The following is a 26,085-nucleotide window of genomic DNA, read 5'->3' as shown; positions in this document are numbered from 1 at the left end:
TGGAGAGTACGATGGCGAAACTGCATGATTTCTATAAAGAAACAGTAGTAGCTGAACTTGCGAAGCAGTTCGGATACAAAAGCGTCATGCAAGTCCCTCGGATTGAAAAAATCACCTTAAACATGGGTTTAGGTGAAGCAGTTGCTGACAAGAAAGTTCTTGAACATGCGACAGCCGATATGGCTGCTATCGCTGGTCAAAAGCCAATTGTTACAGTTGCACGTAAATCAGTAGCGGGTTTTAAAATTCGTGAAGGTTATCCGATTGGCTGTAAAGTAACCCTGCGCGGTGAGCGTATGTGGGAATTCTTAGAGCGCTTAATTTCGATTGCAATTCCACGTATCCGTGACTTCCGAGGCTTAAACGCCAAGGCATTTGACGGCCGTGGTAATTACAGCATGGGTGTGCGCGAACAAATTATCTTCCCTGAAATCGATTTCGATAAGGTAGATAAGGTTCGTGGTATGGATATTACCATCACTACCAGTGCTGGCACTGACGAAGAAGCGCACGCACTGTTAAGTGCGTTCAACTTCCCATTCAGAAAATAAGGGTGTAGGGTTATGGCAAAAGAATCAATGAAGGCTCGTGAAGTCAAGCGTGCAAAGCTAGTAGCTAAGTATGCTGAAAAACGTGCCGCGCTTAAAGCGATTATCAGCGATGTTAACGCCTCTGAAGAAGAGCGTTGGGATGCTGTATTGAAGCTGCAACAATTACCACGTGATAGCTCGAAGTCTCGTCAGCAAAACCGCTGCCGAATTACTGGCCGTCCACATGGTTACCTACGCAAATTTGGCCTAAGCCGTATTAAGCTGCGTGAAGCGGCGATGCGCGGTGAAGTCCCTGGCCTTAAAAAAGCCAGTTGGTAAGGAGTAGCTGATATGAGCATGCAAGATCCTATCGCGGATATGTTTACCCGCATCCGTAACGGCCAGTTGGCACAGAAAGTTTCTGTAACTATGCCTTCTTCAAAGCTGCGCGTTGCCGTAGCGGAAGTATTGAAGAAAGAAGGTTACGTAACTGACTACGCTGTAGCTGGTGACGTTAAGCCTGTTTTAGAAGTGACGCTTAAGTACTTCGAAGGCAAGCAAGTAATCGACACAATTGAACGTGTAAGCCGTCCTGGTCTGCGCATCTATAAGAAAAAAGATGAGCTGCCAAAAGTAATGGGTGGTTTAGGTGTTGCTATCGTGTCAACTTCTAAAGGTGTGATGACTGACCGTGCAGCGCGTAAAGCTGGCATGGGCGGTGAGATCATCGGTTATGTAGCGTAACGGAGGAGTTGAAATGTCACGAGTAGCAAAGGCCCCTGTTGACCTCGCCACTGGCGTAGAGATGTCTATCTCAGGTCAAGAAGTCACAATCAAAGGTAAAAATGGTACATTGAGCCGCGTTTTTAACGATGCTGTTGAAGTTACCCAGGAAGAGAACCAAATCAAAGTGTTACCTCGCGAAGGTTTCCCTGATGGTTGGGCTCAGGCTGGTACTGCACGCGCACTGTTAAATGCAATGGTTATCGGTGTGACCGAAGGTTTTGAGAAAAAACTGCAGCTGTTAGGCGTTGGTTATCGTGCGCAGGCACAAGGTAACAAACTTAACCTGACTCTGGGTTTCTCTCACCCTGTAGCATACGAAATGCCTCAGGGCATCACAGTTGAAACTCCTAGCCAAACTGAAATCGTCGTCAAAGGCGCCGATAAGCAGGTGGTAGGGCAGGTTGCGGCGAACATTCGCGCGTACCGTCCACCAGAGCCTTACAAAGGTAAAGGTGTTCGCTATGCAGACGAGTTTGTACGTCGTAAAGAAGCTAAGAAAAAGTAGGTGGGTGATACGATGGATAAGAAAACAGCACGCTTGCGTCGCGCAACTCGCGCTCGCGCTAAAATTCGTGAACTGGCCGCGCATCGCCTGGTGATTAACCGTACACCTCGCCACATTTATGCTCAGTTAATCGCTCCAAGCGGTTCTGAAGTATTGGCGGCGGCTTCTACGGTTGAAAAAGATCTGGCTAAAGATCTGAAATCAACTGGCAACGCTGAAGCAGCGGCGTTAGTGGGTAAAGCAATCGCAGAGCGCGCTATCGAAAAAGGCGTTAAAGACGTCGCTTTTGATCGCAGCGGTTTTAAATACCACGGTCGCGTTAAAGCATTAGCTGATGCAGCTCGCGAAGCTGGCCTTCAGTTCTAGGAGTTAATAATGGCTAAACAAGAAGTTCAAACAGGCGAACTGTTAGAGAAATTGATTGCCGTTAACCGTGTTTCTAAAGTGGTTAAAGGTGGTCGTATCTTCAGTTTCACTGCATTGACTGTAGTGGGTGATGGCAATGGCCGTGTAGGTTTTGGTTACGGTAAAGCACGTGAAGTGCCAGCTGCAATCCAAAAAGCGATGGAAAAAGCCCGTCGCAACATGGTTAACGTAGACCTTAACGGTCATACGTTACAGCACCCAATTAAAGGTCGTCACTCAGGTTCTAAAGTTTACATGCAGCCTGCATCAGAAGGTACCGGTATTATCGCCGGCGGTGCAATGCGTGCAGTACTTGAAGTAGCTGGTGTGCAGAACGTACTTTCAAAATGTTACGGCTCTACAAACCCAATCAACGTTGTTCGTGCAACCGTTAACGCGCTGACCGAGATGAACTCGCCAGCCGGTATCGCCGCGAAGCGTGGATTGTCTGTAGAAGAAATTTTGGGGTAATCAGACATGGCAACGATTAAAGTAAAGCAAACTAAAAGTGCGATTGGCAGATTGCCAAAGCACAAAGCAACGCTGAAAGGCTTGGGTCTGCGGAAAATCAACCATGTTCGTGAACTGGAAGACACCCCAGCCGTACGTGGCATGATTAACCGTGTAAACTACATGGTTGAGATAGTGGAGGAGTAAGACATGCGTTTAAATAGTATTGCTCCTGCACCAGGAGCCAAACATTCAGGTAAGCGTACAGGCCGTGGTATCGGCTCAGGTCTTGGTAAAACGAGTGGCCATGGTCACAAAGGACAAAAAAGCCGTTCAGGCGGACGTGTCAAGCCAGGATTTGAAGGTGGTCAAATGCCACTGCAGCGTCGTCTGCCTAAATTCGGTTTCACCTCTCGTAAGAGCTTCGTATCCGATCAGGTTACGTTGAGTGAAATTGCTAAGGTAGAGGGTGATACAGCTTCTCTTGAGACTTTAAAAGCAGCGGGTCTGGTTAAAAAAGACGTACTGTTTGTAAAAGTAGTTAAGAGCGGTGAAGTATCACGCGCTGTGACTGTAAGCGGGTTGAAGGTTACTAAAGGTGCCAAAGAGGCGATTGAAGCTGCTGGCGGTAAAGTAGAGGAATAAGCTAGATGGCGAAACCAGGATTGGATTCGGGCGCAAAAAGCGGCTTGAGTGAGCTTAAAGCGAGATTGTTGTTCGTATTCGGAGCAATTGTAGTATTCCGGTTGGGTTCTTATGTACCTATTCCTGGTATTGATGCTGCAGTGTTGGCTCAGTTGTTCGAGCAACAAAAAGGCACCATCGTAGAAATGTTTAACATGTTCTCAGGTGGTGCGCTTGAGCGTGCATCAGTTCTGGCTTTAGGGATTATGCCTTACATTACTGCATCAATTATTATGCAGCTGCTCTCTGTTGTGCATCCGCCAATGGTTGAGTTGAAAAAAGAAGGTGAAGCAGGTAAACGCAAAATCAGTCAGTACACACGTTATTTAACGTTGATACTGGCGACTTTCCAGTCTATTGGTATTGCGACCGGCCTGCCTAACCTGATTAATGGTTTGGTTATTAATCCTGGCATCGGATTTTACTTTACAGCAGTAGTTAGCTTAGTCACAGGAACGATGTTCCTGATGTGGTTAGGTGAGCAAATTACTGAACGAGGTATTGGCAACGGTATCTCTATTTTGATTTTTGCTGGTATTGTTGCCGGTCTGCCTACAGCGATTGGTCAGACAGCGGAACAAGCGAGACAGGGTGACATTAACTTGTTGCTGCTGTTATTAATCGGCGCCATTGTAATTGGTCTGACGTATCTGGTTGTGTTCGTAGAACGCGCTCAGCGCCGGATCGTGGTGAACTACGCTAAGCGTCAGCAGGGCCGTAAGGTTTATGCAGCGCAAAGCACACATTTACCGCTTAAAGTTAACATGGCAGGGGTTATCCCACCGATTTTCGCATCCAGTATTATTTTGTTTCCAAGCACCATTGCTGGTTGGTTTGGACAAAATGAATCAATGGCCTGGTTACAAGACGTAGCATTGTTATTGTCGCCCGGTCAGCCGTTGTACGTAATGTTATATGCAGTTGCGATTATCTTCTTCTGCTTCTTCTATACTGCGCTGGTATTTAACCCGCGTGATACAGCAGATAATTTGAAGAAATCCGGTGCATTCATTCCAGGCATCCGCCCGGGTGAACAAACATCACGTTACATCGATAAGGTAATGACTCGCCTGACACTTGCTGGCGCTCTATACATAACCTTTATTTGTTTAGTGCCCGAGTTCATGTTGATTGCGTGGAACGTGCCGTTTTACTTCGGTGGAACGTCATTGTTAATTATCGTAGTTGTTATCATGGACTTTATGGCGCAGGTGCAGACTCATTTGATGTCAAGTCAATATGATTCTGTTCTGAAGAAAGCGAATCTTAAAGGCTACGGCCGCTAAGATAAGCCTACTACGGAGTGATGTAATGAAAGTTCGTGCATCAGTTAAGAAAATTTGCCGTAACTGTAAAATCATTAAGCGCAACGGTGTTGTGCGTGTGATTTGCGTTGAGCCTAAGCACAAGCAAAGGCAAGGCTAATCCAAGCGGTGAATAATTTGTTTACCTGTAAGCTGAGCCTGACACCAGGCTCAGCTTTCGGTGTAGTTAAATTGATCACCTAATATTTGCATTTTGTTCGACGGGTAAGTATCCTAACGGGCTTTTTAGGTCGTCGACAATTATTACAAAGAGGAGTGCTGTTAATGGCCCGTATCGCTGGCATTAACATTCCTGAGCACAAGCACGCCGTGATTGCTATTCAAGCAATTTTCGGTGTTGGTCCTACACGTGCGAAAAGCATTTGTGCAGGCGCTGGTGTTGCAGAAAATACAAAAATCAAAGAGCTTGACGAAGCGACAATTGAGAAGCTTCGTGAACAAGTGGCTAAGTTCACCGTCGAAGGTGACTTACGTCGTGAAGTTTCTATGAGCATTAAACGTTTGATGGACCTGGGTTGCTTCCGTGGTATTCGCCACCGTCGTAGCTTACCTCTACGTGGTCAGCGCACTAAAACTAATGCGCGTACCCGTAAAGGTCCTCGTAAGCCAATTAAAAAGTAAGCGGGGAGAATAAGTTATGGCAAAAGCACCGACTCGTAGCACGCGTAAACGCGCTAAACGTCAGGTTGCAGACGGTATGGCTCATATCCATGCGTCTTTCAACAATACAATTGTGACTATCACAGACCGTTCAGGCAATGCACTTGCATGGGCAACTTCTGGTGGTTCAGGTTTCCGTGGTTCACGTAAATCTACCCCATTTGCTGCACAGGTAGCTGCTGAGCGTGCAGGCGTAGCCGCACAAGATTACGGTCTGAAGAACCTTGAAGTGTTCGTTAAAGGTCCAGGTCCAGGCCGTGAGTCTGCGATCCGTGCACTTAACGCAACCGGTTATAAGATCACAAACATTACCGATGTGACGCCTATTCCTCACAACGGTTGTCGTCCACCGAAAAAACGTCGCGTTTAATCGACGGACAGTTGGAGAAAGAACATGGCAAGATATTTGGGTCCAAAACTCAAGCTTAGCCGCCGCGAAGGAACAGATCTGTTCCTGAAAAGTGGCGTTCGCGCAATCGATTCTAAATGTAAAATCGATACTGCGCCTGGTCAGCATGGTGCCCGTCGTGGTCGTCTGTCTGATTACGGTGTACAGCTGCGTGAGAAACAAAAAGTCCGTCGTATGTACGGTATTTTGGAAAAGCAATTCCGCAACTACTATAAAGAAGCGGCTCGCTTGAAAGGCAACACCGGTGAAAACCTGTTGCAACTTTTAGAGCAGCGTCTTGATAACGTAGTTTATCGTATGGGATTTGCCAGCACTCGTGCAGAAGCGCGCCAGCTGGTTAGCCACAAAGCCATTGTTGTTAATGGTCAAGTGGTAAACATTCCATCATTTAACGTTACTGCCGAAGACGTGGTTTCTGTTCGTGAAAAAGCTAAAAAGCAAGCGCGTATCGCGGCTGCTTTAGAACTGGCTGAGCAACGCGAGAAGCCAACCTGGATTGAAGTAGACAACAACAAAATGGAAGGTACGTTCAAACGTATTCCTGAAAGAACTGACTTGTCTGCTGAAATTAACGAACAGTTGATCGTCGAACTTTACTCTAAGTAAAGCTAACTAAAGAGGAAGCATTGTGGGTTCTGTGACTGAATTCCTTAAACCGAGATTAGTTGAGATCGAAAACGTTTCTCCTACTCGTGCCAAAGTAACTTTGGAGCCCCTGGAGCGTGGTTTTGGCCACACTTTAGGAAACGCCTTACGTCGCATCTTACTGTCATCTATGCCTGGATGTGCAGTAACTGAAGTTGAGATTGACGGCGTACTTCACGAGTACAGCACCAAAGAAGGTGTTCAAGAAGATGTAATCGAAATCTTGTTGAACCTGAAAGGTTTGGCGGTTCGCTTAGAAGGCAAAAACGAAGCGACTCTGACTCTGGTGAAATCTGGCGCTGGCCCTGTTGTAGCTGGTGATATCCAGCATGACGGTGACGTAGAAATCGTAAACCCTGAGCACGTAGTTTGTACTTTAACTGGCGACGCTGAAATCAGCATGCGTATTAAAGTAGAAATGGGCCGCGGTTATGTTCCAGCGTCGACTCGTCGTTCCTCTGAAGAAGATGATCGCCCAATTGGTCGTTTATTAGTTGATGCTTCATACAGCCCTGTAGAACGTATTGCTTACACCGTAGAATCTGCGCGTGTAGAACAGCGTACCGACCTGGATAAGCTGATCATTGATATGGAAACGAATGGTACTTTAGATCCTGAAGAAGCCATTCGTCGTAGCGCAACCATCCTGGCTGAACAGCTGGATGCCTTTGTTGAACTGCGTGATATCTCTGAGCCAGAACAGAAAGAAGAAAAACCTGAGTTTGATCCTATTCTGTTACGCCCGGTCGATGACCTGGAGCTTACCGTACGTTCTGCGAACTGCCTGAAAGCAGAAGCTATCCAGTATATTGGTGACCTGGTTCAGCGCACCGAGGTTGAGTTACTTAAAACACCTAACCTGGGTAAAAAATCGCTAACTGAGATCAAAGATGTTCTCGCTTCACGTGGACTTTCTCTGGGCATGCGCCTGGAAAACTGGCCGCCTGAGAGCATCGCTGAAAAAGACTAATCAGGTTTATTACACACTGATTTTTTAGAAGGATAAAACTATGCGCCATCGTAAGAGTGGTCGTCAGTTGAATCGCAACAGCAGCCATCGTCAAGCTATGTTTAAAAACATGGCCGGTTCTTTGGTCAAGCACGAAGTGATCAAAACGACGTTACCAAAAGCGAAAGAATTACGTCGCGTAATTGAGCCTCTTATCACATTGGCTAAGCAAGACAGCGTTGCAAACCGTCGTCTGGCAATGGCTCGTACTGGTGATAAAGAAGTAGTAGGTAAACTGTTCAACGAGCTTGGTCCTCGTTACGAAACTCGCCCTGGCGGTTATTTACGCATTTTAAAATGCGGTTTCCGTGCCGGTGACAACGCGCCTATGGCATACGTTGAATTAGTTGACCGTCCGGTTGTAGAAGCTGAAGAAGAAGCAGTAGAAGCAACTGAAGAGTAAGTAATTACTCTTAAAGGTATTACCGACGAAGATTAAAAAACCCGGCTAAAGCCGGGTTTTTTGTGCCTGACACTTAACAAGCAACGAAAGAAAATCATGTTGCCGTATTACTTTGCTTGCACCGGACTTTGCGCCTCACAAGACGCTTAAACACAAGCTGAAAGGCAGTTAAATATAGCACCATGCCCACTATTGAAGCCATTATATCCAGCCAGTCAAAGGTGCGCGCCGGTATCCAAAGCTGCATCACTTCGTAAATAATCAGGCCAATAGTTACGCCGACTACGTTAGTATTTCGGTGCTCAGAATAAGCCGCTCCCATCAGCGCTGAGCAAATTATCACCGTAATCGCATTCGGGTAGTTATGGAATAATAGCGCATCGTAACTATTCCCCATGCTTTCATGCCAGTAACCCAATAGGTAAAAAGACAGAGCAAGTGCCAGGTAGGCAATCCTGATGCAAGCGTATGTCATGGCAGTTGCTCCTGTTTAGTTCAACTAACCGAACCAATAATCAATAGATGCCTTGGCCGAGTCGATACTGTTGTGCAGATACTCGTCTATGCATTCTTTACCGCCAACGGCTCATATATAGGCGCCGGCTATCCGGGCCAGAATGGCGGGTACAACCCCGCCTGATACTTCTTGTATGTCTTTATGGCTAAGTGTTTTCATTATTACTTTCATTCATGGAGTGCCAGCAAAACGCTTGAGAGTAATGATAAAAGGATGGCAAAAAGAAGATACTGTACCCATAGCATGTTTTATCAAGCTTCAATGTAAATATGGGGGGATAACATTCAAGCGCAATGTTCATATGCGCTCACGAATTTGCCCATTGAAGTTTACGCGATACAAGGGGATTTTATTGTTTAAAGCAATTTTATAATTTGGGCTAACATAGTAGTATACGCGCTAATTCTATAAGGCCGTACAAGTCCTGCATGCCACATCTTTTATTCGAGTTTTGTTAGTGTCTAGTTTGTCAAAAAAGCTTCTTATTATCCCAAATTCCGATGTCGGAAAGTTACTCCATATCTCCCAATGTTTCTTTACAGCTCATAATGTAGATGCTCTTTTACATAATGAATTTAGACAACATATCGATGAAGGTCTAACTTGTGACAAGGTAGCGCTTTGGTTAACGGAGCCCTCACAGCGTCTCATGTATTCCTACCTAGGCACTCATAAAAAACTCCCTGCCACTAAGATCAGTTTTAAAGAGTATTACCGAGCGCCAGAAAGAGTTAACTTTTACAGTCGGCTCCTAGGAAAATATTCCGTACATGAGTTTGGTTATATCGGTGTTCAAAACTATTTTTACCAAAGTATTTTATTGTTTGCTGACTGGCAAAATGTCGGTTTATATCGTTTGCCCTATGGTAGCGATTGCCAAAAAAGTGTTTGTTTTGACATTCCTGCTGAAGAATATGCCGAAATAAAGACGCTCTATGCGGATGACTACGCGATATATGAACAAGCGAAAGCGGAGTGCCTGCGTCGGTGGGAAAACTATGTCAGCAATAATAAAATACACATTAACCAGGGTAAACGCGTGATTATTCATCTTGGTCCACCGAAAACCGGTACGTCTGCTATTCAGAGCTGGCTTAATGGCAATGTGGATGCTTTACGGCGTGACGGCATATACTATCCTGCTCATGGGGCCGACGCCAACGGTGTTAGTTCTGGTAATTTCGAGCGCGTGGTGGGTTACGATGCCCAGGAGCATAAATTTTATTTCGATAAAGTTAAAACGAAGGCGTTAATCGAAGAATTTAATGCCACCGAATGTCATACGTTATTGCTGTCCTCGGAGCACTTTTACTACTATCTGATTTGGTTTTTTAGCCTTTTATCAACGGCAAAGTATGTATTTTATATTCGTCACCCACTTGCCATTACTGAGTCGTCATTCCATCAGGAAGTAAAGCGGCACTCGAGGACTAAAGATTTTACGGTTCCGCCTACAATCGGTTTTGACAATTTGAAGCTGGTAAGCCAGCTTTCGGCGGATTTTGATTGTGATGTTGAATATCGCTTTTTCTCGCATAATCTATACAAAGGCGGCTCTCTGTTGAGCGATTTTGCCGCTTGCATCGGTACTACGATTCAAGCTCCTAAAGACATTAAGCGCCTGAATAGTCAGTATAGCCCGGGAGCAATTACATTAATGCGAATGTGTAATAGCTTTGCCGATCAACAGCTAAAACGAGCCCTTGACGTACACTTACAGAAGCACAGTGAAGATGTCCCTGCCTTTTCCTTCGTATCTGATGAACAACGTATTACAGTTCTGAAGAATATCAGGGATGAAATGGATAAGCTGGTCCTGATGTACCCGGGTATTGATAAAAAACGACTAGAACGCCTTGTTGATGGCTATGAGTTGCCGCAACAGTTTGATGCTAAAATGCGCGATAAGGCACTCACCAATACGTTAGCAGAGCTTATTGAACAAGATGAAATGCTGGCACTCAGTTTATATAAACAAGCTCGTTACCAGCCGGGAAACGCTAATGCTAAAGAGATAATCAGCCGCTTAAAGCTTAGCAACGCAATCAAAATAAAGTTTAAGTTTTACATAATGATTGACGTCTTGCGCGTAACGTTGATAACAAAGCTAATCAAACTGTTTAAATAAGGTGTTTTCGTAAACAGTTTTGCAATTCCTTGCGCTCCCGCTCAAGTGTGTAGGCAGAGGCTATTTTCTTACCGAGCAAGCAACCCAGCGATGTTGCCAGTGAGGAACGTTTGCTGGCTCGCAAAATATCCCGTTTTATTGCCTTAATGTTATAGTCGGGCATAAACAGATTAGCAAATGTATTGAAGTACTCCCTATTCGCAACACAGTAAGGCACAACGGCCGCTTTACTGTAATGCATAGCTTCCACGCCGGGTAGATAGAAACCCTCTGTAGGGTTGGGGAGCGCGACTGTGATGGCCGATGCTGCCATACTTGCTATCACATCCCTATGTTCTTGCGTACTTTTGTCTATTTTTACGTTAAAGCCTAATCCCGTAGCCCAATCATAGAGTTCAGCGCCTAAGTCGGCTTGTTTATTGGCTAGAATATAGAGATCCCATTGTCGCCGGGCTTTTACTTCAGGAAATCGGTGGCCCATTCTGATCGTGTAGCAAGGACCGTTAGCGAAAGGCTGAATTGCTTCCTTGACCGCTGAGGACACACACAGCCGGATGGCGGGTTCCTGTAAATATTGAAAAAGTGGCTCTTCAGGATCGCCATGGCGTACATGCTGGATAAGGTTAATCACGGTCTGAGATTTATCGCGCAATGGAAGATAGTGCTGCCAGTCCATACCAGCTAAAAAAATGGTATCAAAACCTGCAGGCTGGTAATTACACTGATAGTCTACGCCGGGTATCTCGCTAAACAATGATTTTTCAGTGGCCGCTTTGTTACTTAGATACAGTGATGGCTGCCAGCCTGCATCAACGAAATGATCAAGGTAATCACGTACTTTTTGATGACCGCCCGTGTAGCCATGATAATAGCGTAAAAATGATATACGTTTGTTTTTTATTCGAATCGACATCAGTAAATGGCAAGGCTATTGCGTCATGGTGAATTTAACATACACTAATCAGATTGTGACAAATATTCCAGAGTATTGTGAGCAGTTACCCTCTTCCCAACTTATTTATACCCGGTGTTCAAAAGGCCGGTACCACGGCATTAGCGTCGTTCCTTGCTCAACATCCTGATATCTGTTTGGTTGAAGGCAAGGAAGCGCACGTCTTTGACGACCCGCAATACCACCGTTCTGCAGATAAACTGAGTTTTGCGCGTGATAAATATGCCGGCAAATTAGCCCATTATAACGGGGAGAAGTATATTCTGGATGCGACGCCGATAACGATGCTGCATCCTCAATTTATTATGTCGGCGGCCAGAACCTGTAAGCACGCAAAATATATTGTCATGTTGCGGGACCCTGTCGAGCGGGCGTTATCACATTATGCCATGACAAAGTCCAGAGGATTAGAAGCCCGCTCGCCTGCTATGGCTTTTTTGCTCGAACCCTGGAGGATGCGTGGCTTTTATAAAAACCTGCCTACGAGCCCGTTTGAAAGTAAGTACAGGGATCAATCTTACTTGATCAGGGGTCTTTACTCTAAGCAATTGAAAATATTAAAAAATTATGTAAGTACATATCAAGTGATGTGTTTTGAGCAAAATGATCTTGCGAGAGAACACACATTAACATTGAAAAAGATAACGAATTTTCTTGAGATTGCTGAGCAACCGATTGAACCTAATCGAGTATTCGAATCTGATACCTCTTATAGAGTTCCTTCCTTTTTCTATACGTTATTGATGGGGTACTATCAACTCGTTAATTCAGAAGTCAATATAAACCACAATGAAGTACGTAAACTCGATTAGTTTATAAGCAAAGAAAGGTAATTCGCCAAGTCCTTTGTATCAATATCATAATTCACTCGCTTGATGCTAGTACTGCCAGTGTCTACTAAAAAATAGTTAAGTGTGTGTTCTTTGATGTAGGCGATATGTGAATCGGTTTTAAATAGAAAAGAATTTGGGGCGAGAATCACGACTTTACCATTATTTGGCATGAATGCTGCGTTATGCATCGCACTGCCCACAGGCCCGGCTAACACTTTTGTTTCTGCGTAAATCTTAATTTGCTCCTGAAAAGTTAGCTGTTCAGGATAGACGATCTCAAAGCCTTTTTGTCTAAATGTATCTTCTACAGCTTGATCATTAAATTGACGGCTATCATCTTTTTGGTCTTGAAACTTTCTTGAAAGATAAACTTTTCGCTTTGGCTCGCTAGCATTCTTCGCGGGGTGGATGTTATCTCTGATTTTATTCCATATGCTCACCTGACGTTCGGATATTGTGTCGTCAAGAATCATGGATTGGCTAGGTACTATCAATGATTCGTAAATGGCATCTTCTTTAACCAATTTTATTTGTGATAAAGATATACCTAAGGCGGCAAAGGCTTCTTTTACATGCGAAGGAAAGCTGAGTGGACTGTTAAAGTTTGCATGGGCCAGGATGGTTATGTCTTTAACGTGCTCTTCGTTTGCCGCTAACCACCACATTCTTGAAATAGACTCAGTAATAAAGTGACCATAGTGAGTGATGATCCATCCTAGATAAATAAAACGTCCGGTATAGCTGGGCACAGTTTCGATATTGAGTTCTGAAATGTTTCTGGGATAGGAAACTCTGTAATTACGAACGAAAGCCCCCTCAATTACTTCGCCTAAATTACTGTCAAATACTCCAGATACAAGGCGGCGTGGCCACCCGTCCAACGCGCCTTTTGTGACTAACGCTCCGGACACCTCTTTCACCGAAACGCTAGGCGGAGTCACCAGATCTTCACTCCACTCGGGTAGCGCACCGGTAAAAGTTTGATTGTAGTTAAAAAGGGGAGTTTTTTTTGAATTGACAGGGAGATTCATTCGCTACTTTCTATTAGGATTCATAATTAAGCTACTTCTACTCGCTAGATCCTAACAGAATATTGGATGCCGAACTAGTTAGTATAATTATCAAGTCAGATTGACTCTGATTAAAGTTTGGCAGTTCTAATAGGTTAGGAAAAAGTCATAATCAATTTTAAGACTGAATAAATATATGCGCCCAGAACAATAGATTCATTCTATACAAGTAAAAAATGACGATATCCTCATGATGTACACATATGCATATTATAATGTATCAACAAGCGCCTGCAGGTGCGAACTGACATTTCTGATTTCGGCTTTCTGGTCAGACTCTATTTTACTCATTACTGACTTGATATTAGTTGTTGAGATGTTTTGTGTTCGTGGGAGGTAAACTACATCTACGATATCTTCCAGCGAATCGAATTTACCTGCCCAGTCATCACCAATCGCAAAAACATCCGCTTTTTCCCTTATAATGTCCTGTCTTTTTTGCTCCCAGCAAGTCTCAGGGAATACTGCATCAACATACTTGCATGACAACAGAATTTCCTCTCTGTCTGCATATTTAATTATTGTTGTCTTCGATTTCTCAGAATTGAATTCATCGGTTGATAAGCCAATTACTAACCGGTCTCCAAGATTCTTTAACCGGGCTAGTAACTTTACATGACCAACATGAAACAAATCGAAGGTACCGTAAGTTATAATAGTCTTCATTAATTAATCCCTACGGAATCCTGTTTTACCTGCCAAGGCCACTCATGGTATCGATCTGAAATTTCCCATCTGGGGCCATAGCGACTTAACAAGAAGGCTTTTATATCAAAGGGGGCATCATAGCTCTTTTGATACAACTGGAGTTTCGAACGGCCTGATAGAATCTGCTTGGGAATAGATTTTATAGCCATCTTTTCCATGTAAAGATTTATAGAGTTTCCGCTATACCAGTATGGAAAAACATCGATTAAAATATCTGTCTCCCGATGACAAACATGAGTATTGTAAGTTCCAGATTTTTTATTTGTGTTTACTCTGTATTTGCTGCCTGCTAGCTTGGCCATTGCGTCGTTCATTAAGGTGCGTACCTGAGATTCTGTCAGGTCTTCTTCAGACAACTCTATCAAAATGTCAACATCATCATCATGATCAATAAATTTTCCCTCTCGCTGGGCGCCCAGAAGTGTTCCATATGCGATACATGGCTTAAGACCCAAGCGAGACAAGTCTTCCATCACTGCATCCAAGGCTAGTAATACCTTGTCCGTATTACATACCAACATACCTTGTCTTGCAGCTCCGTGTTTAGTGAATTTGAGTGGAAAAAGGGACCCGGCTGAGCGATATGCATTCACCTTACTTTCCAAATATTCTATATCTTTAGAGTTGCTCAACAGCCGCGAAAAGCTATTCAGGGACAATGACAATGTTTTTTTAGTTTTAACGAAAATATATATAGCAAGCAATGCCAATTCCGTTTTGTGCCACTTGTTGTCAGAAATGGTATAGTTCTCGTTCCATGTACTTAACATTTGCAGAGGGATGTCGAAGTCTCGCTCTTTCAAACTGACAAGGTGTTCCTCAAAACAAGTCACAACTGAGCTTAATATAGCGTATCTGTCTTTCGACTTGGGGTAATCCAGGCGTAAATGCTGACATAAATTAATTAAGGTATCTTTGTCTTGTTCTATACCACTAAAATCCAACATGGAATAAACTGGAACAATCTTGTGGTTTTCTATGGCCACGGAAGCTGCTAAGTTTTGAATTCGAGAGCCCCACTTATCCCGTCGGTTTACAATTTCGATACTTTCTACAAACTCAGGTTTCTTCAAGCGAACTATTAGGTGAGGAAAGGTTTCTTTTCTCGAGTGAAATCCATTACCGCTCGATATGGTTTTGAAAAGATCCGCTTTTGATACGTTTGAACTGGCAGTTACGTCAGCAAACTGGTCTGGTTGAAGTCGTTGTCGCCCTGTCGTATAGATGTGTAACTGGCTGAAATTTAGATAGGCATCAGTATCCTGATTGCATAAGAAAAGCGTATCTATTTTTTTTTGTACATTAATCCGCAAAGGAGTATTGCTAAGACCTCCAAAATAACCCCTCGAAGGCATTAAGCTGGCAATCTTTCTTTCCTCACGGGAGAAGTCATTAATTATGTGTGTTGATACTTTTAGTAATATAGCGGTTTCATTGTTTAACGCTATGCAAACCTGAAGATTTTCACTTTCTTGCCGTAGCAACTCTTTCAAAGGCACTGAAATAAATGTACTGGTAAGTTTATGTTCTTCGACATAAAAAGCGGACTTTGCAATGACCTTTGTTTTGCAAGCAAATGAGAATATTGCTTGCTTTTTACAAATCAATGAGATCTCTGCTTGCCGATTACTCAACCCTATTGCCGTAGTGGCAAAAATAACATCTTGAGAAGGAGTAACACAAATGCTGGATTGAAATGAGCCACTTTCGAGTCGCTGAAATGAAGATAATGATGAATCTTGTATTGATGTCTGGAGTGTAACTTCTTTGTTATTGTCAAGTTCCTCGACAGTAATTGGGTACTCCATTTCTCACCTGATAATTTGTAGATTGAATTTAAAAATTCATGAAAAATTCATGAAGTTGTCACAATAATGACAAAACTCAATGATACGCAAGCACGCTCACCTTGTCTAGAATGAAGGACTTTTTCATCGGCTATTGTTGAGCTTGGGTAGGCGAAACGAACTGCTTTTGAGTTAAAACGTAGGTCACCCATTGCTGCCGAGGGATCCGTAAACTATTTTGGTTGATAGTCACTCATGGATAATGACCGTCATCATTGTCTTTTAATGAGAGGGTAAATTGATAAATTCATGAACGTAGTGTTGATTATGGCATATATAAGGAATAAGTCGTTCGATTGCATGCATTAAGGTACCATCGATTTGGCCCCTTTCATCGGGAAAGTCTTTTAATTGCCATGTGTGTTCAATGATCGGAGCTAGAGCTGCCGGTCTGTACCAGAACATGGAACCAGCAGGAAAAGCATTGACACTTATCGTTGTATCAACTGGTATATTAAATATGTTCGCTATTTCTTCGCTCAGCGCTTTGTTCTTGCCCCAGTTTATATGTGGAAATATATGTGGGTGATAGGCAGGTATAACTAAACCCAACCTGGGGTTTTCGGCAAAGTCAGAAAGAATCTTTTCAATACTCTGTGGACTTTCAAGCAGATGCCAGAGCAGTTGTAATCTCCAACCTGAAAGCTTGCTGGCATGTGGGGTAGACTTAGTGTGCAATTTTAGTACTACAGTACAGTGCTTAAGTAACTTCGATGCAACCATAAGCCAGGGAGCAATATCCCTGCCTTTGTTCTCTACAGAAATGACACGAATATCAGATAGTTTACTTAGTAGATGTTTAACCGGTGCTTCTATTTCTTTAGGGCATGTCACAACAGTACTAAAAGCGCACGGAATATTTTCCAGAAAGCTAAAGATTTCCGGAAGCAGATAAGGGTAAAAAACATGAATATGTACGCCGATCGTACATTTAGCTTTCTCTGACTGAGGTTTTGATGGGACGAGCGGTTCTTTTATGACGGCCTCCCCACGAGAAAACTCTGTTGATATAACAGCCTCAGACCAGTATTTTTGCACGTGATTAGACAAATAATCTAAAAGAGATTGTTTGCTTTGCGCTGGGATACTGGTTAAGCCTTCTTTTAGCCACTGGTAATTATCACGCAGCACAAATGCGGTTTTAACCATATAGTCATCGAGTGCTTTACCCTGTTGAGGGGTTGCTGACATAACATCTACGACTTCCGCATAATTGTTTATCAACGCCATGGATTGATAATCTGCACGATCGTCAGGTGCCGAGTCGGACTTGAGCTTAACGGATTCTTCTCTGTGTAGTATTACTTCGGCACTGGCAATGGCGGGCTTTGTAATATCTAGTGCTTTTGCCTCTGTTATTAGCTTTCTTGCAGCATCGAAATTCTTTCTTTCAATTTCAACTTCAGCTAGTCTTGCATAAAACGTTGCATTTTCTGGCGTACGAGCCAATGCATTCTTATAGCACCTTTCTGCTTGGTCAATATCACCTTTTCTTTTAAAAATATCCCCCAGTTGCATCCACCGCCAAGATGCCGGTTGTAAGTCTAGTGCCCGTCGCACTGCCAATTCCGCGGTTGTCCATGCTTTGTATTTGATAGCGCATGTAAAAATATCATCATAATCTTTAGCGGTAATTCCAGGAGCATTTAATAGTACTGTCCAGTCAAATGAATACAGTCCGACAGGGTACTCGGTAATAAGACTTATGGCTTCCTGATAAGTAAACCTTGTTAAATCAATATACGAAGCAGGCTCGGACTCGCTCTCTGCACCCCCTTCATCTGAGGAAATGAGACTTTCAATATCGGGGAAAATGCAGTTTGTTTGGGTGTATGTAATTTGCTCGCGCACGTTAATGCCAAAAACTGAGTCTAGCTGCATACTCAGGTTGTTACATTCATTCTGAATGGCTTCAGGAAGCATATTGAGCAAAGAGCTTGGAACATCCGTATGGAGCAACTCCTTTTTAATTATTGATGATGCATCAAGAAGATCTTCCGGCAGTCCTATCGACTGCAGAGCTTTTGGCAGGTGGTCGTTTTTTTCAATTAATGCTGCAAGAGGAAAAAGGAGAGTGTTATTTGGGTTTTTTTCATGCCATTTTAGCATAGCCTGTGCAGACGTAATCCACATTTTCGCTGCTAATTCAGGTTGTTGCCAAAATATGATGTCAGAGGGTCGTGTACTCATTGGACTTGATGTTTGAAGCAACTCTCTGCTATGGCGCTTCAAGAGTGAAGAGACTGAATATTGCCAACTTCGAAACACAAAAAGAGACTTAAGATTCGCTTGACGTTGTTGTAACCATTGTTGCCGGAAAAATAGCGCCCTCGGGTCTTTGGCTCCAATAAATGTAGCTGCCTTATCGCGCCGAGAATTCAAATATGTTGTTAACCTCGAAGTTAGGAAAGAAGGAGTTGTGAGCGTAATATTTTTATGTTCCTGCCAGTTTGTGCCGTTGGCAGCCAGCATGGCATCATGCAGTTCAACAAGTGGAATATCCTCAAAATGGCCTTCAGGGTTGGCGAAACTAGCTCCCATAAGGTTATCGCCCATATTAACACCGTTGTTGGCGAGTGTTTTGGCAACCAGAGATGTGCCGCTTCGGTGAAAGCCAGATACCAGCAGGAAAGGGCGGTCAGTGTGTTTAACCATGGGCTATTCAGATACCAGGTGTGTAAAAGGGCTGCTGTAAAAAACAGCCCGAGTGATCTTAATTTTCAGCTAAAGCAATAATGCCATCATTTACAGGAATAGTATTGTCGGTCAGAAAACGTTGATAGTTAATCGCATTTTTAGTGCGGATAGCGTCATAGTTGCTTGCATCACTTTCTTTCCAACGACAAAAATCGACCAGCTTTTCTGCTGATAGCTTCTCAACTTCTTCGTAAGGTACCGTTGGTATGCCTGTCGTGACAGATAGTTCTTCTGTACGGGAGTCGATACTTATCACCTTTCCTGGCACGCCAGCTTGTATTGGTAAGGCGACACCATGATATCGAGGGCCAATAGCTAATGTGAAATGTTTTGAATAATGCATCCAATTTTGTGCGTCGGCAAAAAATACCGCAAAGCTTTCAAACCAGGCTTTGATGTTTTCTATATCACCGATACGAGAATACACAGTTTCTAACCGTTTGATGTGGCTTGGCTCAATGGTATCAGTCTCGCCCAAAGCTAGCTGAATTAACATTTTAGGGTGTTGTAAAATGTAATCACCGCGGTACTTTTCCACTATCTCTGTGAGAGTATTTTCTAACGATGCCGACGCATGCCAGGGGTTGCCTGCGGCTGTCATGATACGGTCGAACTTGGTTCGTTGCTGGTGAGCGAGGCAGGCAGCACCTAAATTGGGTTGGGTTGAGATAAACTGTGATGGACAACCAAAAGGCGAACTGTCTACGTTAAAGCTAGACAACACCTCACTGCTGAACTCACCCCGGGTAATGATATTACTGGCTGCAGAGTTTATCCGTAGTGACTTGGTGAGTTCCAGAAATTGCTTGCTACCCTCTGGTATCTCGGGTATTTCACCAATTTTATTGCTCTGGGCGCCAAGCCCTATAAACACAGTTGGCAGATCGAAGTTTCTCAGGCGGTCGGCCCAGCCCGCCAAATCAACGTGGGCGCCAATTTGATTAGCACAGCAAATGACCAGTAAATCGTAGTGCTTGTTAACGGCCTGGGGGTTATCGCCCCAGTTCACCACACCAAAACTGTCACCCAGGATATTTTTGATGCCCTGAACAAATGCAACATTACCGGTATTCCCACCAGTTGCTCTCATCCAGGCATCGGTATCTGCTGTCGCCATATGTTTGGCAACAAACTCTTCTATTTTAACCAGGTTGGTTATAACACCAATCTTCATAAGTTGTGTGGTCCTAATTTATGTGACTTTTGCAGATCACTACAATGAGTTCAGCAAAGAAATATGCTCTTGTAAAGTATTGCTGCTTACCACTAAAGACTTTTGCCAGTGTTCAAAAACGTCTGGTTCGATAGCATTTTGTATGGTCTTTGCCAGTGATGAGGCGCTGCGTGCTTCAAAGGTAAGCCCTGCGATGTTCTCTATTTTCTCTTTCATGCCGCCAATGTTTGAACCAATGAGCGGGCGGCCATGGGCGATCGCTTCCTGAATGACAACCGGGGAATTTTCCCACCAGATAGACGGAATGACCACCCAGTCACAGTCTGCTAATAAGCCAGGTAGTTGCTCAGACTCGTAAGCGCCTCGCAGGTTTACACAATCACTGAGTGCGTCGAGTTGTTTGTTTATTTTTTCCTGGAACGAGGGCTCTTGCTTGTCGAGGTTAGCGCCATGCACATCGAGAGTTATCTGCTCGCGAATATTATCCGGCAGCAAGGTTAATGCATTGAGTAGTATATCTAACCCTTTGTACGGGTTTATTTGTCCGAAGAATGCCAATCTGGTGCGCTTTTCGCCTTCTTTGATAGGCGCAGGCGGGAAGGAAGTCATCTCTGGCAATACATTTTCAATTACATGCATCTTATCTTCTGGCAGGCCCCACTCAATATAGCGTTTCGCCAAAAAGTGACTGGGCGACACAAAACAATCAACATTATCGAACTGATCGAGCAAATATTGTTGTCGCAACAGGAAGTCACCCGGTGAGTGTTGCGGGAAACACTTATGGCAGTCGGCAGGTAACGCTTTATGGCAGAGCTTAAGCGAACCTTTCTTGACCATTTGGCCATTGTGCATACAAATAGTCATAAACTCGTGGATAGTAAACACGATCTTAGCATTGGGCGCAGCCTGACGCAGCGCCGCAAAGATTTCAAAGCCCATATGAGCATAGTGATGTATATGTATCACGTCGGGCGCGTACTCTTTGACAAGATCGCCCAAGTCATCAAATAACGGCTTTAAGCGTTTTGTGCTCAAAGAAAACCAGTCATCCATGGCAGTATGAAACAGCAGTTCTTCGCCACGCACTGAGAATGTTGAACCACCATGAGAGCCTGGGTCTGTTCTGGCGATATACAAGCACTCAAATCCTTGTTCTTTTAATTGCTGGTAAAGGTTCCAGGAGGCAACTTCGGCGCCGCCTTTACTCAGTTCAGGGTGACCATGAGAGATAAAAAGTATTTTTTTCATTATGTATTTATCCTGCAGCCTGCATTGCTTCGAGTTTTTGTTTCCAGCGTTTGTTAAATGTCACTGCGTTAACGATTGTAAGGTTGTGCTTCCACTTACCGGCTTCTACCAGGTTCTGTGACTGGCGCTCTAAATGGTAAAACTCTGCGTCTCTGCGGATTTTATTGGTTTTACCCATTTCTTCTATCTTCAGACATAAGTCAGAATCTTCAAAATCGCCGAGTACATAAGCTGGGTCAAAGCCGCCAGCGGCTTCAAAGTCTGCTTTACGTAGTGCCCAACAGGCTGCCGTAATTAATTGGCAGGGCGCTTCCTCTGCGGCGTGTGGCGATAATTTTACCGCCCAGCCCTTATAAGGGTGGTCATTAAATAACAAGCCCGGGTATTCCTGCAGGCGAACAGGCGCCATTCCATCGTGCTGTATTGAGCCATCTTCAAACAGTAAGCGTGCGCCCACTATTCCGGTGTCGGGTGCGTCCAGACTACTGAGCATTTTATCCAGCCAACCGACAGACTTAGGCAGAACATCTGAATTCATCAGGATCAGGTTGTCTGCACGAGCATGCTCAACCCCAATATTATTGGCGCGGCCAAAACCAACGTTGTCTGACAGCTTCACAACGCTGAAGGGATGCGAAACCATTTGAGCCATATAACGCGCCAACTGCATTGCGGGCGAGGCGATGGACGGATCGTCAATTACATAAATAATTTCGCATTGTCGTGCCTCGCCACTACGATTAAAATGCGACATTTGGTAACGAATGAAATCGTAACGGCCATATAACGGAATAATGATGCTGGCCTTTGGCGTTTGTACCTGTTCACCAAAATCGTAACGCACTGAGGTTGCTTTGGCAGTATTAGCGTAAAGCTCAAGTACCGGTGTGCTAACAATGTCTGCTTTGGCGAGGTGAGCCGGGTTGGAGGGAGCCCAGTTATTAAGAATCCGCTTGGTATTCGTCATGGGTTCGTCAGCGCCCCAAAACACCTGGTTTACCGACATTTCTTCTTCGTTGCCATCAATTGTAAAAACTAAATTAAGTTGCTTCTCGTTTTTGTCGAGTTTTTTATCGAGGGTAAACAATATGCAATAGCCGGCAGCGGAAGTATGAGGACCTTTGCCATAAGCCTCGACCACGTCATTGCGCATAAACCGAAATATGTCATAGTCACTTTCAGTTACAGCGTTGGATTTTTTATTGAGAGCCAACGACGTTGCTCGCCGGGTGTCGGTTAACCAGCCACTCACAAATACATGAGTACCCGTAACAACAGCGAATTCACAGGCGCCATTGCAGTTTTGGCCTTTTGTTGTTGATTTAATCGGTGCAGCTAACTGTGAAGCTTCCACATTGGCAGACGACAGCGCGTAAGTTTGGCTCTGGCCATTTTTGAGTGTTGCAACTAACGTCAGTTCATCAAGTGTTACTTTAGTGGTAAGCAATATCTGAAAGCCAGTCGCCTGTTTCCCCGTTACTGCAGCAACGTCTGCACGTTCTATGTCATCTGTAATAGCGTCAACAGTCTGATTGTTGCTGTCGGTGACTTTAACGGACGAGACAAGGTCGGTGAAATACCAGCCAATCACACAATAGCCGTCGAGAGTTTTTGCTACGGTATCAATGGTAACGAGTTGCTGGGGTGAAGAGCCGAGTAATTTTTTTACTACTGATTTGAGTGTTCTTTTCATTGGAATTATTTTTTTCTGGTCAGTCGCTAACAAAACGGTGTCAATATAACATAGATTCTTTTTAAGAGCAGTTTTGGCAGCTTAAGAATTCAAGTTGCTTGCTTATTATTGCGGGGCTGTAGCCCGCTTTTATGGCTAAAGCTTCCAACTGTGGTACACAGTTGTTCAGGCGTTCAATCAGGGAGGGAGCGAAATTGCGTTGCGGAGCCCTGAGCTCTGCAGGGTTAGGTTGCGTGATACCAATAGCATCATAAAGTGCTTTACCGTTGGTCGCGACAATTTCTTCGTACTTAATGCACTCTAATGCTGAGTGTTTAAACTTATCTATAAACCAGTCGTAAATAATTAATTGACGTTGCAATACGTCGTCTTCTTGCTGTAAGAGGCTGGCTAAATGTTTATCGAACTTTTCTCCGGCCGGTAACCTCCCTTTATTTACCGGTAAATCGACAGTCATCCATGACAGCAGTACATCAACAGGATTGCGGATTATTGCAATTAATGGATAGTGGGCAATAAGATGGGATGATAGTGCCGTAAACAACGCATTTTGTTTTATCACAAGCAGTTCAAGATCGTTGTTAAGCGGAATAGTGGTTGTTCCTCTCACCGAAGAAAGTGCTCTTACGCCATGGTGTTGTTGTGAGTAGCCCACAGGATTATCTACAAGGTAATTATCCTTATCGCCAAGAGGGATAGGTTTTGACGATTGAACAGCGTCTCGAATAGCCATTATTCGTTGCGATATTTCATGTATCGACGCGTTCAGCTCTGTTGAGGTTATTACTTGCGGATCCAGTGGTTCATGCAGAGCCAGCGTCGTTTTGTTTTGGCTTAACAGTTTACAGCAGAGTGTCGTACCTGACCGTGGTATACCGGTTAGTAATGTTATAGCCGTCATCTTATAAAAGTGCCTGTAAAGTGGTATTGCCCGGACAAATATGTCACCGCTGTTTTAATACTTCAAACGTGATTGTTGTATTGCGGCCTTCGACTGCTTCCAAATGTTCAGTTAAATAGTGCAGGTTTACATCCAGGGTGATTAATGAACGGCGATTTTGTACTTTGAGGGTTAAGGGAAAAGTGACTAACAATTTAGAAAGAGCTTGTTTGGTTTCGCCATCTTCCTGTACTTCTATGGTGGATCCCTTAACTACAGCATCATTAGTGCAAACTATCGAAACGAGCACCGAGTGTTCATCTTGCCTTACCAGTTCCTGTTGCAGATCTCTAATTAAAAAAGTTTCGACATCGGCAGTGCCTCTCCCTAATAAGGGGATAAAATTTTGTGCTGGCTCGGCACAACTTAGCCCCGATGTACTAACTTCTGCTGGCTGCTGGGAGTTAGTTTCCACAGCTGCGGCTTGGTAGTTAACCAGTAGTAGCAGTGTGAGCGATAAAAATATAATGAGCGGATGTTTTAACATTGTTTGCGTTTTGTTTCAGTGATTTGTTAATTAATGGCTGGAATTCTAATGTATGCCTGGCTTGCTTGGCAAAAAAATTTGCTCCAAGCCTGATACGCCCATAAGAATGGCTGATAGTTATTCGCGGGGCAACTATCTGTAGTGTCATAAAAAAACGCCAAATAACGCTTTTTTAGGCAAAAAAAACCTCCGCATAAGCGGAGGTTTTTGGATTCTAGTTATTAACTAAAATTAGTTAAGTACTACGGTGTCAGTAGTACCTGACTCAAGGTCAACGATTTGCATGCTAGCTGAAACGTCAGCATCTTGTGCTTCTACTTCGATGATAGCAGAAGTACGCTGTTTACCTGCCAGAGTAACGATATCAGTTGCTTTAATTGAAATCATTTCGCCACCAGGGATAGTACCTGTTTGTGCAGTACCGTCAGTAGCTGTCACGCCGTCTTCAGAAACGAAGTCGATTGTGTAAGTCACTTCAGAGTTGCTGTAGTTTACCAAGAAGAAACGCTGATTGTAGTCTGCGAAGGTTGTCAGGTACGGTACTTCGATAGAAGTAGTATCGTACTTAACAGTACCCAGGTCGTTTTCCAGGCTGTCGTCAACAAGTGTTACATCGTAAGTAGACTTAACGATAGTTTCGGTAGTACCGTCAACTTCAAGACACAGGTAGTATGGACCAGCCGCTAAGCTTGCAACCGCTACTGTCGCTTCGTCTTCATCAGTGTTAATACCAGCACTTACGTCGATAGAAGTAACACCACCAACGTCAGCACAGGTAGCTTCGTCTTCAAGCGTCCAGGTACCGTATGAGAAGTTACCAGCGAAGGTAACGTCTTGAGCGTCAGTGATCAGATCACCAGCAGTTAACGCAGTACCGTCAGGCTTGTAAGTAGAGTTAGCTACGATTTCAGTGATGTCAATTTCACCAACTGCAGTTAACGTTGCTGAAGCAGTGTTTGTTGCTGATGCGTCAAAGTTCAGGAAGCTAGACGCTACAGTTGCTGTGCTGGTGTACTCATTTGCGAAGTCACCTGAGCTACCAGTACCTGTTGTTGCTAAAGTACCAGTTTCAGTGTACAGCGCCTGGTCTCCAGATACTGCATTGCCCGCTGTTTCATACAGAGCTGTTGATACAGTAGCTGCTGATGAAGTTGAAATAGCATAAGATGACGCTGCTAAAGTCATTACAGCGTTTGCTGGAATATCTGCACCTGCTGCAACTTCAAAGATTACAGTGCTGTCGCCCGCAGTACCGCCTTGGGCGATAGATGCAGTACCGTTTGTTACTGTAAGGGTTGGTGCTGCACCAAATTCAGCATTGTTCAGAGTAACAACAACGTACTTAGATGTACCGTTACCAATGGTAAAACCGGTGTTAAAAGTAACGTCAAGAATGTTACTGGCGTTGGTTACCGGAAGGTTACCGTCGGTGTTTAGGTCAGTCGCAGTGTATGCTTCTGTTGCAAAGGTAACGGAACCAGTGTCCGCCTCAATGTCAACAACAGCAAATGCGCTTGATGAGAACGCGACTGCAATAGAAGCCGCTAAGATTTTTTTGTTTAACATGTATAACTCCTGCAAGAGTAACTATAGTTTTATTTAGTCATGGCTTTCGCCACCAAGTCCTTAGTGACGAGCACTCGACTTCCCCTATAAAGTACAACACCAAAATGTTGTGTTCAACTTTTTTGTCGCTATTTTAATAGCTTGTTCTGGTCTTCTCTTAACATCACAGATGTTTTGTAAACTTTAATTGACTGTCCATTAGCGAATTCAGTTACATTATTAAAGAAGAATACACAGTTTTAGACTACTTAGCACAAAATTACAAGCAAAGTCTCAGGTATATGCTATATGCATCAGTTAAATATGTATATAGTGACGGCTGAGATTACAGGTATATTTTTGGTGTCGTTATTATAATAAATAATCTCTTGCAATCGTAGTCGGTGTTAGCACATTGTTCAAACCGTGTAG

29 protein-coding genes are annotated in these 26,085 nt (G+C 43.9%); 17 read left to right on the top strand and 12 right to left on the bottom strand.

Annotated elements, in window-relative coordinates; translation table 11 throughout:
* The first annotated feature begins 11 nt into the window (after nucleotides 1-11).
* From rplE to rplQ, 15 genes are all read left to right on the top strand, one after another.
* Nucleotides 12-551 carry a 50S ribosomal protein L5 gene (gene rplE / locus OIK42_RS19970; RefSeq protein ID WP_273642957.1) on the top strand — a complete coding sequence of 180 codons (540 nt, stop codon included), beginning with the start codon at nucleotides 12-14 and terminating at the stop codon, nucleotides 549-551.
* Between the two features lie 12 nt (nucleotides 552-563).
* Nucleotides 564-869, top strand: coding sequence for a 30S ribosomal protein S14 (rpsN, locus tag OIK42_RS19965; RefSeq protein WP_137168137.1), 306 nt, complete (start codon nucleotides 564-566; stop codon nucleotides 867-869).
* A gap of 12 nt (nucleotides 870-881) precedes the next feature.
* Nucleotides 882-1,274 (top strand): 30S ribosomal protein S8, encoded by a 393-nt coding sequence (gene rpsH, locus OIK42_RS19960; RefSeq protein WP_273642956.1) that lies wholly within the window; start codon nucleotides 882-884, stop codon nucleotides 1,272-1,274.
* Between the two features lie 13 nt (nucleotides 1,275-1,287).
* The gene (gene rplF, locus OIK42_RS19955) at nucleotides 1,288-1,821 is read left to right on the top strand and encodes a 50S ribosomal protein L6 (protein WP_273642955.1); all 534 of its coding nucleotides are present in this window, start codon (nucleotides 1,288-1,290) and stop codon (nucleotides 1,819-1,821) included.
* Nucleotides 1,822-1,833: 12 nt separating this feature from the next.
* A complete protein-coding gene (gene rplR / locus OIK42_RS19950) occupies nucleotides 1,834-2,187 on the top strand; it encodes a 50S ribosomal protein L18 (protein ID WP_273642954.1) in 354 nt (117 codons plus the stop codon).
* A gap of 9 nt (nucleotides 2,188-2,196) precedes the next feature.
* Entirely contained in the window at nucleotides 2,197-2,697 is a 501-nt protein-coding gene (rpsE, locus tag OIK42_RS19945; protein WP_273642953.1) for a 30S ribosomal protein S5, read from the top strand.
* Nucleotides 2,698-2,703: 6 nt separating this feature from the next.
* Nucleotides 2,704-2,883: a 50S ribosomal protein L30 gene (gene rpmD / locus OIK42_RS19940; protein WP_044058207.1), complete on the top strand. Its 180-nt coding sequence runs from the start codon at nucleotides 2,704-2,706 to the stop codon at nucleotides 2,881-2,883.
* 3 nt (nucleotides 2,884-2,886) lie between these two features.
* Nucleotides 2,887-3,321, top strand: coding sequence for a 50S ribosomal protein L15 (rplO, locus tag OIK42_RS19935; RefSeq protein WP_273642952.1), 435 nt, complete (start codon nucleotides 2,887-2,889; stop codon nucleotides 3,319-3,321).
* Between the two features lie 5 nt (nucleotides 3,322-3,326).
* The gene (gene secY / locus OIK42_RS19930) at nucleotides 3,327-4,646 is read left to right on the top strand and encodes a preprotein translocase subunit SecY (protein WP_273642951.1); all 1,320 of its coding nucleotides are present in this window, start codon (nucleotides 3,327-3,329) and stop codon (nucleotides 4,644-4,646) included.
* A gap of 25 nt (nucleotides 4,647-4,671) precedes the next feature.
* The gene (rpmJ, locus tag OIK42_RS19925; RefSeq protein ID WP_075607266.1) at nucleotides 4,672-4,785 is read left to right on the top strand and encodes a 50S ribosomal protein L36; all 114 of its coding nucleotides are present in this window, start codon (nucleotides 4,672-4,674) and stop codon (nucleotides 4,783-4,785) included.
* Nucleotides 4,786-4,949: 164 nt separating this feature from the next.
* Nucleotides 4,950-5,306, top strand: a complete 357-nt coding sequence (rpsM, locus tag OIK42_RS19920) for a 30S ribosomal protein S13 (protein ID WP_273642948.1) — start codon at nucleotides 4,950-4,952, stop codon at nucleotides 5,304-5,306.
* Nucleotides 5,307-5,322: 16 nt separating this feature from the next.
* On the top strand, nucleotides 5,323-5,715 hold the full coding sequence (gene rpsK, locus OIK42_RS19915; protein ID WP_273642947.1) for a 30S ribosomal protein S11: 393 nt from the start codon (nucleotides 5,323-5,325) through the stop codon (nucleotides 5,713-5,715).
* 24 nt (nucleotides 5,716-5,739) lie between these two features.
* Nucleotides 5,740-6,360, top strand: coding sequence for a 30S ribosomal protein S4 (gene rpsD, locus OIK42_RS19910; protein ID WP_273642946.1), 621 nt, complete (start codon nucleotides 5,740-5,742; stop codon nucleotides 6,358-6,360).
* 19 nt (nucleotides 6,361-6,379) lie between these two features.
* Entirely contained in the window at nucleotides 6,380-7,369 is a 990-nt protein-coding gene (locus OIK42_RS19905; RefSeq protein WP_273643040.1) for a DNA-directed RNA polymerase subunit alpha, read from the top strand.
* A 40-nt stretch (nucleotides 7,370-7,409) separates the two neighbouring features.
* A complete protein-coding gene (gene rplQ / locus OIK42_RS19900; RefSeq protein ID WP_070176332.1) occupies nucleotides 7,410-7,811 on the top strand; it encodes a 50S ribosomal protein L17 in 402 nt (133 codons plus the stop codon).
* A 94-nt stretch (nucleotides 7,812-7,905) separates the two neighbouring features.
* Here the strand turns inward: rplQ and OIK42_RS19895 are convergent, their stop codons facing one another.
* Nucleotides 7,906-8,286 (bottom strand): VanZ family protein, encoded by a 381-nt coding sequence (locus OIK42_RS19895; RefSeq protein WP_273642944.1) that lies wholly within the window; start codon nucleotides 8,284-8,286, stop codon nucleotides 7,906-7,908.
* Nucleotides 8,287-8,794: 508 nt separating this feature from the next.
* On the opposite strand from OIK42_RS19895, the gene OIK42_RS19890 reads away from it, so the two are divergent.
* Nucleotides 8,795-10,456, top strand: coding sequence for a hypothetical protein (locus tag OIK42_RS19890; RefSeq protein ID WP_273642943.1), 1,662 nt, complete (start codon nucleotides 8,795-8,797; stop codon nucleotides 10,454-10,456).
* Here the strand turns inward: OIK42_RS19890 and OIK42_RS19885 are convergent.
* On the bottom strand, nucleotides 10,449-11,369 hold the full coding sequence (locus tag OIK42_RS19885) for a glycosyltransferase family protein (protein ID WP_273642942.1): 921 nt from the start codon (nucleotides 11,367-11,369) through the stop codon (nucleotides 10,449-10,451). The two genes, OIK42_RS19890 and OIK42_RS19885, sit on opposite strands and share 8 nt — an antisense overlap.
* A 77-nt stretch (nucleotides 11,370-11,446) precedes the next feature.
* Between OIK42_RS19885 and OIK42_RS19880 the strand changes: the two genes are divergently transcribed.
* Nucleotides 11,447-12,220, top strand: a complete 774-nt coding sequence (locus OIK42_RS19880) for a sulfotransferase family protein (RefSeq protein WP_273642940.1) — start codon at nucleotides 11,447-11,449, stop codon at nucleotides 12,218-12,220.
* On the opposite strand, the gene OIK42_RS19875 is transcribed toward OIK42_RS19880, so the two are convergent.
* From OIK42_RS19875 to OIK42_RS19830, 10 genes are all read right to left on the bottom strand, one after another.
* Entirely contained in the window at nucleotides 12,217-13,272 is a 1,056-nt protein-coding gene (locus OIK42_RS19875) for a glycosyltransferase family 61 protein (protein ID WP_273642939.1), read from the bottom strand. The genes OIK42_RS19880 and OIK42_RS19875 overlap by 4 nt on opposite strands.
* Before the next feature lie 249 nt (nucleotides 13,273-13,521).
* Nucleotides 13,522-13,977 (bottom strand): adenylyltransferase/cytidyltransferase family protein, encoded by a 456-nt coding sequence (locus tag OIK42_RS19870; protein WP_273642938.1) that lies wholly within the window; start codon nucleotides 13,975-13,977, stop codon nucleotides 13,522-13,524.
* Entirely contained in the window at nucleotides 13,977-15,827 is a 1,851-nt protein-coding gene (locus OIK42_RS19865) for a LicD family protein (RefSeq protein ID WP_273642936.1), read from the bottom strand. The genes OIK42_RS19870 and OIK42_RS19865 overlap by 1 nt, the downstream gene beginning before the upstream one ends.
* A 261-nt stretch (nucleotides 15,828-16,088) precedes the next feature.
* On the bottom strand, nucleotides 16,089-18,521 hold the full coding sequence (locus OIK42_RS19860; protein ID WP_273642935.1) for a rhamnan synthesis F family protein: 2,433 nt from the start codon (nucleotides 18,519-18,521) through the stop codon (nucleotides 16,089-16,091).
* 58 nt (nucleotides 18,522-18,579) lie between these two features.
* Nucleotides 18,580-19,737 (bottom strand): polysaccharide pyruvyl transferase family protein, encoded by a 1,158-nt coding sequence (locus OIK42_RS19855; RefSeq protein WP_273642934.1) that lies wholly within the window; start codon nucleotides 19,735-19,737, stop codon nucleotides 18,580-18,582.
* A 39-nt stretch (nucleotides 19,738-19,776) separates the two neighbouring features.
* Nucleotides 19,777-20,988, bottom strand: a complete 1,212-nt coding sequence (locus OIK42_RS19850) for a glycosyltransferase family 4 protein (protein WP_273642933.1) — start codon at nucleotides 20,986-20,988, stop codon at nucleotides 19,777-19,779.
* A gap of 7 nt (nucleotides 20,989-20,995) precedes the next feature.
* Nucleotides 20,996-22,681, bottom strand: coding sequence for a glycosyltransferase family 2 protein (locus OIK42_RS19845; RefSeq protein ID WP_273642932.1), 1,686 nt, complete (start codon nucleotides 22,679-22,681; stop codon nucleotides 20,996-20,998).
* A 61-nt stretch (nucleotides 22,682-22,742) separates the two neighbouring features.
* Nucleotides 22,743-23,414 (bottom strand): hypothetical protein, encoded by a 672-nt coding sequence (locus OIK42_RS19840; protein WP_374211886.1) that lies wholly within the window; start codon nucleotides 23,412-23,414, stop codon nucleotides 22,743-22,745.
* Between the two features lie 211 nt (nucleotides 23,415-23,625).
* On the bottom strand, nucleotides 23,626-24,108 hold the full coding sequence (locus tag OIK42_RS19835) for a hypothetical protein (protein ID WP_273642930.1): 483 nt from the start codon (nucleotides 24,106-24,108) through the stop codon (nucleotides 23,626-23,628).
* Between the two features lie 231 nt (nucleotides 24,109-24,339).
* Nucleotides 24,340-25,674, bottom strand: coding sequence for a hypothetical protein (locus OIK42_RS19830; RefSeq protein ID WP_273642929.1), 1,335 nt, complete (start codon nucleotides 25,672-25,674; stop codon nucleotides 24,340-24,342).
* Nucleotides 25,675-26,085: the final 411 nt, after the last annotated feature.

It is taken from the genome of Alteromonas gilva (assembly GCF_028595265.1).
GTDB classification, from domain to species: domain Bacteria; phylum Pseudomonadota; class Gammaproteobacteria; order Enterobacterales; family Alteromonadaceae; genus Alteromonas; species Alteromonas gilva.
This window is presented reverse-complemented; position numbering and strand designations above follow the sequence as displayed.

What these genes read in the sequence shown, in the direction of transcription:
- rpsE (WP_273642953.1), top strand. Translation starts at nt 2,197, where the DNA reads ATGGCTAAACAAGAAGTTCAAACAGGCGAACTGTTAGAGAAATTGATT.
- OIK42_RS19895 (WP_273642944.1), bottom strand. Translation starts at nt 8,286, where the DNA reads ATGACATACGCTTGCATCAGGATTGCCTACCTGGCACTTGCTCTGTCT.
- rpsD (WP_273642946.1), top strand. Translation starts at nt 5,740, where the DNA reads ATGGCAAGATATTTGGGTCCAAAACTCAAGCTTAGCCGCCGCGAAGGA.
- OIK42_RS19845 (WP_273642932.1), bottom strand. Translation starts at nt 22,681, where the DNA reads ATGAAAAGAACACTCAAATCAGTAGTAAAAAAATTACTCGGCTCTTCA.
- OIK42_RS19865 (WP_273642936.1), bottom strand. Translation starts at nt 15,827, where the DNA reads ATGGAGTACCCAATTACTGTCGAGGAACTTGACAATAACAAAGAAGTT.
- rpsM (WP_273642948.1), top strand. Translation starts at nt 4,950, where the DNA reads ATGGCCCGTATCGCTGGCATTAACATTCCTGAGCACAAGCACGCCGTG.
- rplQ (WP_070176332.1), top strand. Translation starts at nt 7,410, where the DNA reads ATGCGCCATCGTAAGAGTGGTCGTCAGTTGAATCGCAACAGCAGCCAT.
- rpsN (WP_137168137.1), top strand. Translation starts at nt 564, where the DNA reads ATGGCAAAAGAATCAATGAAGGCTCGTGAAGTCAAGCGTGCAAAGCTA.
- OIK42_RS19840 (WP_374211886.1), bottom strand. Translation starts at nt 23,414, where the DNA reads ATGGCTATTCGAGACGCTGTTCAATCGTCAAAACCTATCCCTCTTGGC.
- OIK42_RS19835 (WP_273642930.1), bottom strand. Translation starts at nt 24,108, where the DNA reads ATGTTAAAACATCCGCTCATTATATTTTTATCGCTCACACTGCTACTA.
- OIK42_RS19875 (WP_273642939.1), bottom strand. Translation starts at nt 13,272, where the DNA reads ATGAATCTCCCTGTCAATTCAAAAAAAACTCCCCTTTTTAACTACAAT.
- rpmD (WP_044058207.1), top strand. Translation starts at nt 2,704, where the DNA reads ATGGCAACGATTAAAGTAAAGCAAACTAAAAGTGCGATTGGCAGATTG.
- OIK42_RS19855 (WP_273642934.1), bottom strand. Translation starts at nt 19,737, where the DNA reads ATGAAGATTGGTGTTATAACCAACCTGGTTAAAATAGAAGAGTTTGTT.
- rplR (WP_273642954.1), top strand. Translation starts at nt 1,834, where the DNA reads ATGGATAAGAAAACAGCACGCTTGCGTCGCGCAACTCGCGCTCGCGCT.
- rpmJ (WP_075607266.1), top strand. Translation starts at nt 4,672, where the DNA reads ATGAAAGTTCGTGCATCAGTTAAGAAAATTTGCCGTAACTGTAAAATC.
- rpsH (WP_273642956.1), top strand. Translation starts at nt 882, where the DNA reads ATGAGCATGCAAGATCCTATCGCGGATATGTTTACCCGCATCCGTAAC.
- OIK42_RS19860 (WP_273642935.1), bottom strand. Translation starts at nt 18,521, where the DNA reads ATGGTTAAACACACTGACCGCCCTTTCCTGCTGGTATCTGGCTTTCAC.
- OIK42_RS19830 (WP_273642929.1), bottom strand. Translation starts at nt 25,674, where the DNA reads ATGTTAAACAAAAAAATCTTAGCGGCTTCTATTGCAGTCGCGTTCTCA.
- rpsK (WP_273642947.1), top strand. Translation starts at nt 5,323, where the DNA reads ATGGCAAAAGCACCGACTCGTAGCACGCGTAAACGCGCTAAACGTCAG.
- OIK42_RS19850 (WP_273642933.1), bottom strand. Translation starts at nt 20,988, where the DNA reads ATGAAAAAAATACTTTTTATCTCTCATGGTCACCCTGAACTGAGTAAA.
- rplE (WP_273642957.1), top strand. Translation starts at nt 12, where the DNA reads ATGGCGAAACTGCATGATTTCTATAAAGAAACAGTAGTAGCTGAACTT.
- OIK42_RS19870 (WP_273642938.1), bottom strand. Translation starts at nt 13,977, where the DNA reads ATGAAGACTATTATAACTTACGGTACCTTCGATTTGTTTCATGTTGGT.
- secY (WP_273642951.1), top strand. Translation starts at nt 3,327, where the DNA reads ATGGCGAAACCAGGATTGGATTCGGGCGCAAAAAGCGGCTTGAGTGAG.
- rplF (WP_273642955.1), top strand. Translation starts at nt 1,288, where the DNA reads ATGTCACGAGTAGCAAAGGCCCCTGTTGACCTCGCCACTGGCGTAGAG.
- rplO (WP_273642952.1), top strand. Translation starts at nt 2,887, where the DNA reads ATGCGTTTAAATAGTATTGCTCCTGCACCAGGAGCCAAACATTCAGGT.
- OIK42_RS19885 (WP_273642942.1), bottom strand. Translation starts at nt 11,369, where the DNA reads ATGTCGATTCGAATAAAAAACAAACGTATATCATTTTTACGCTATTAT.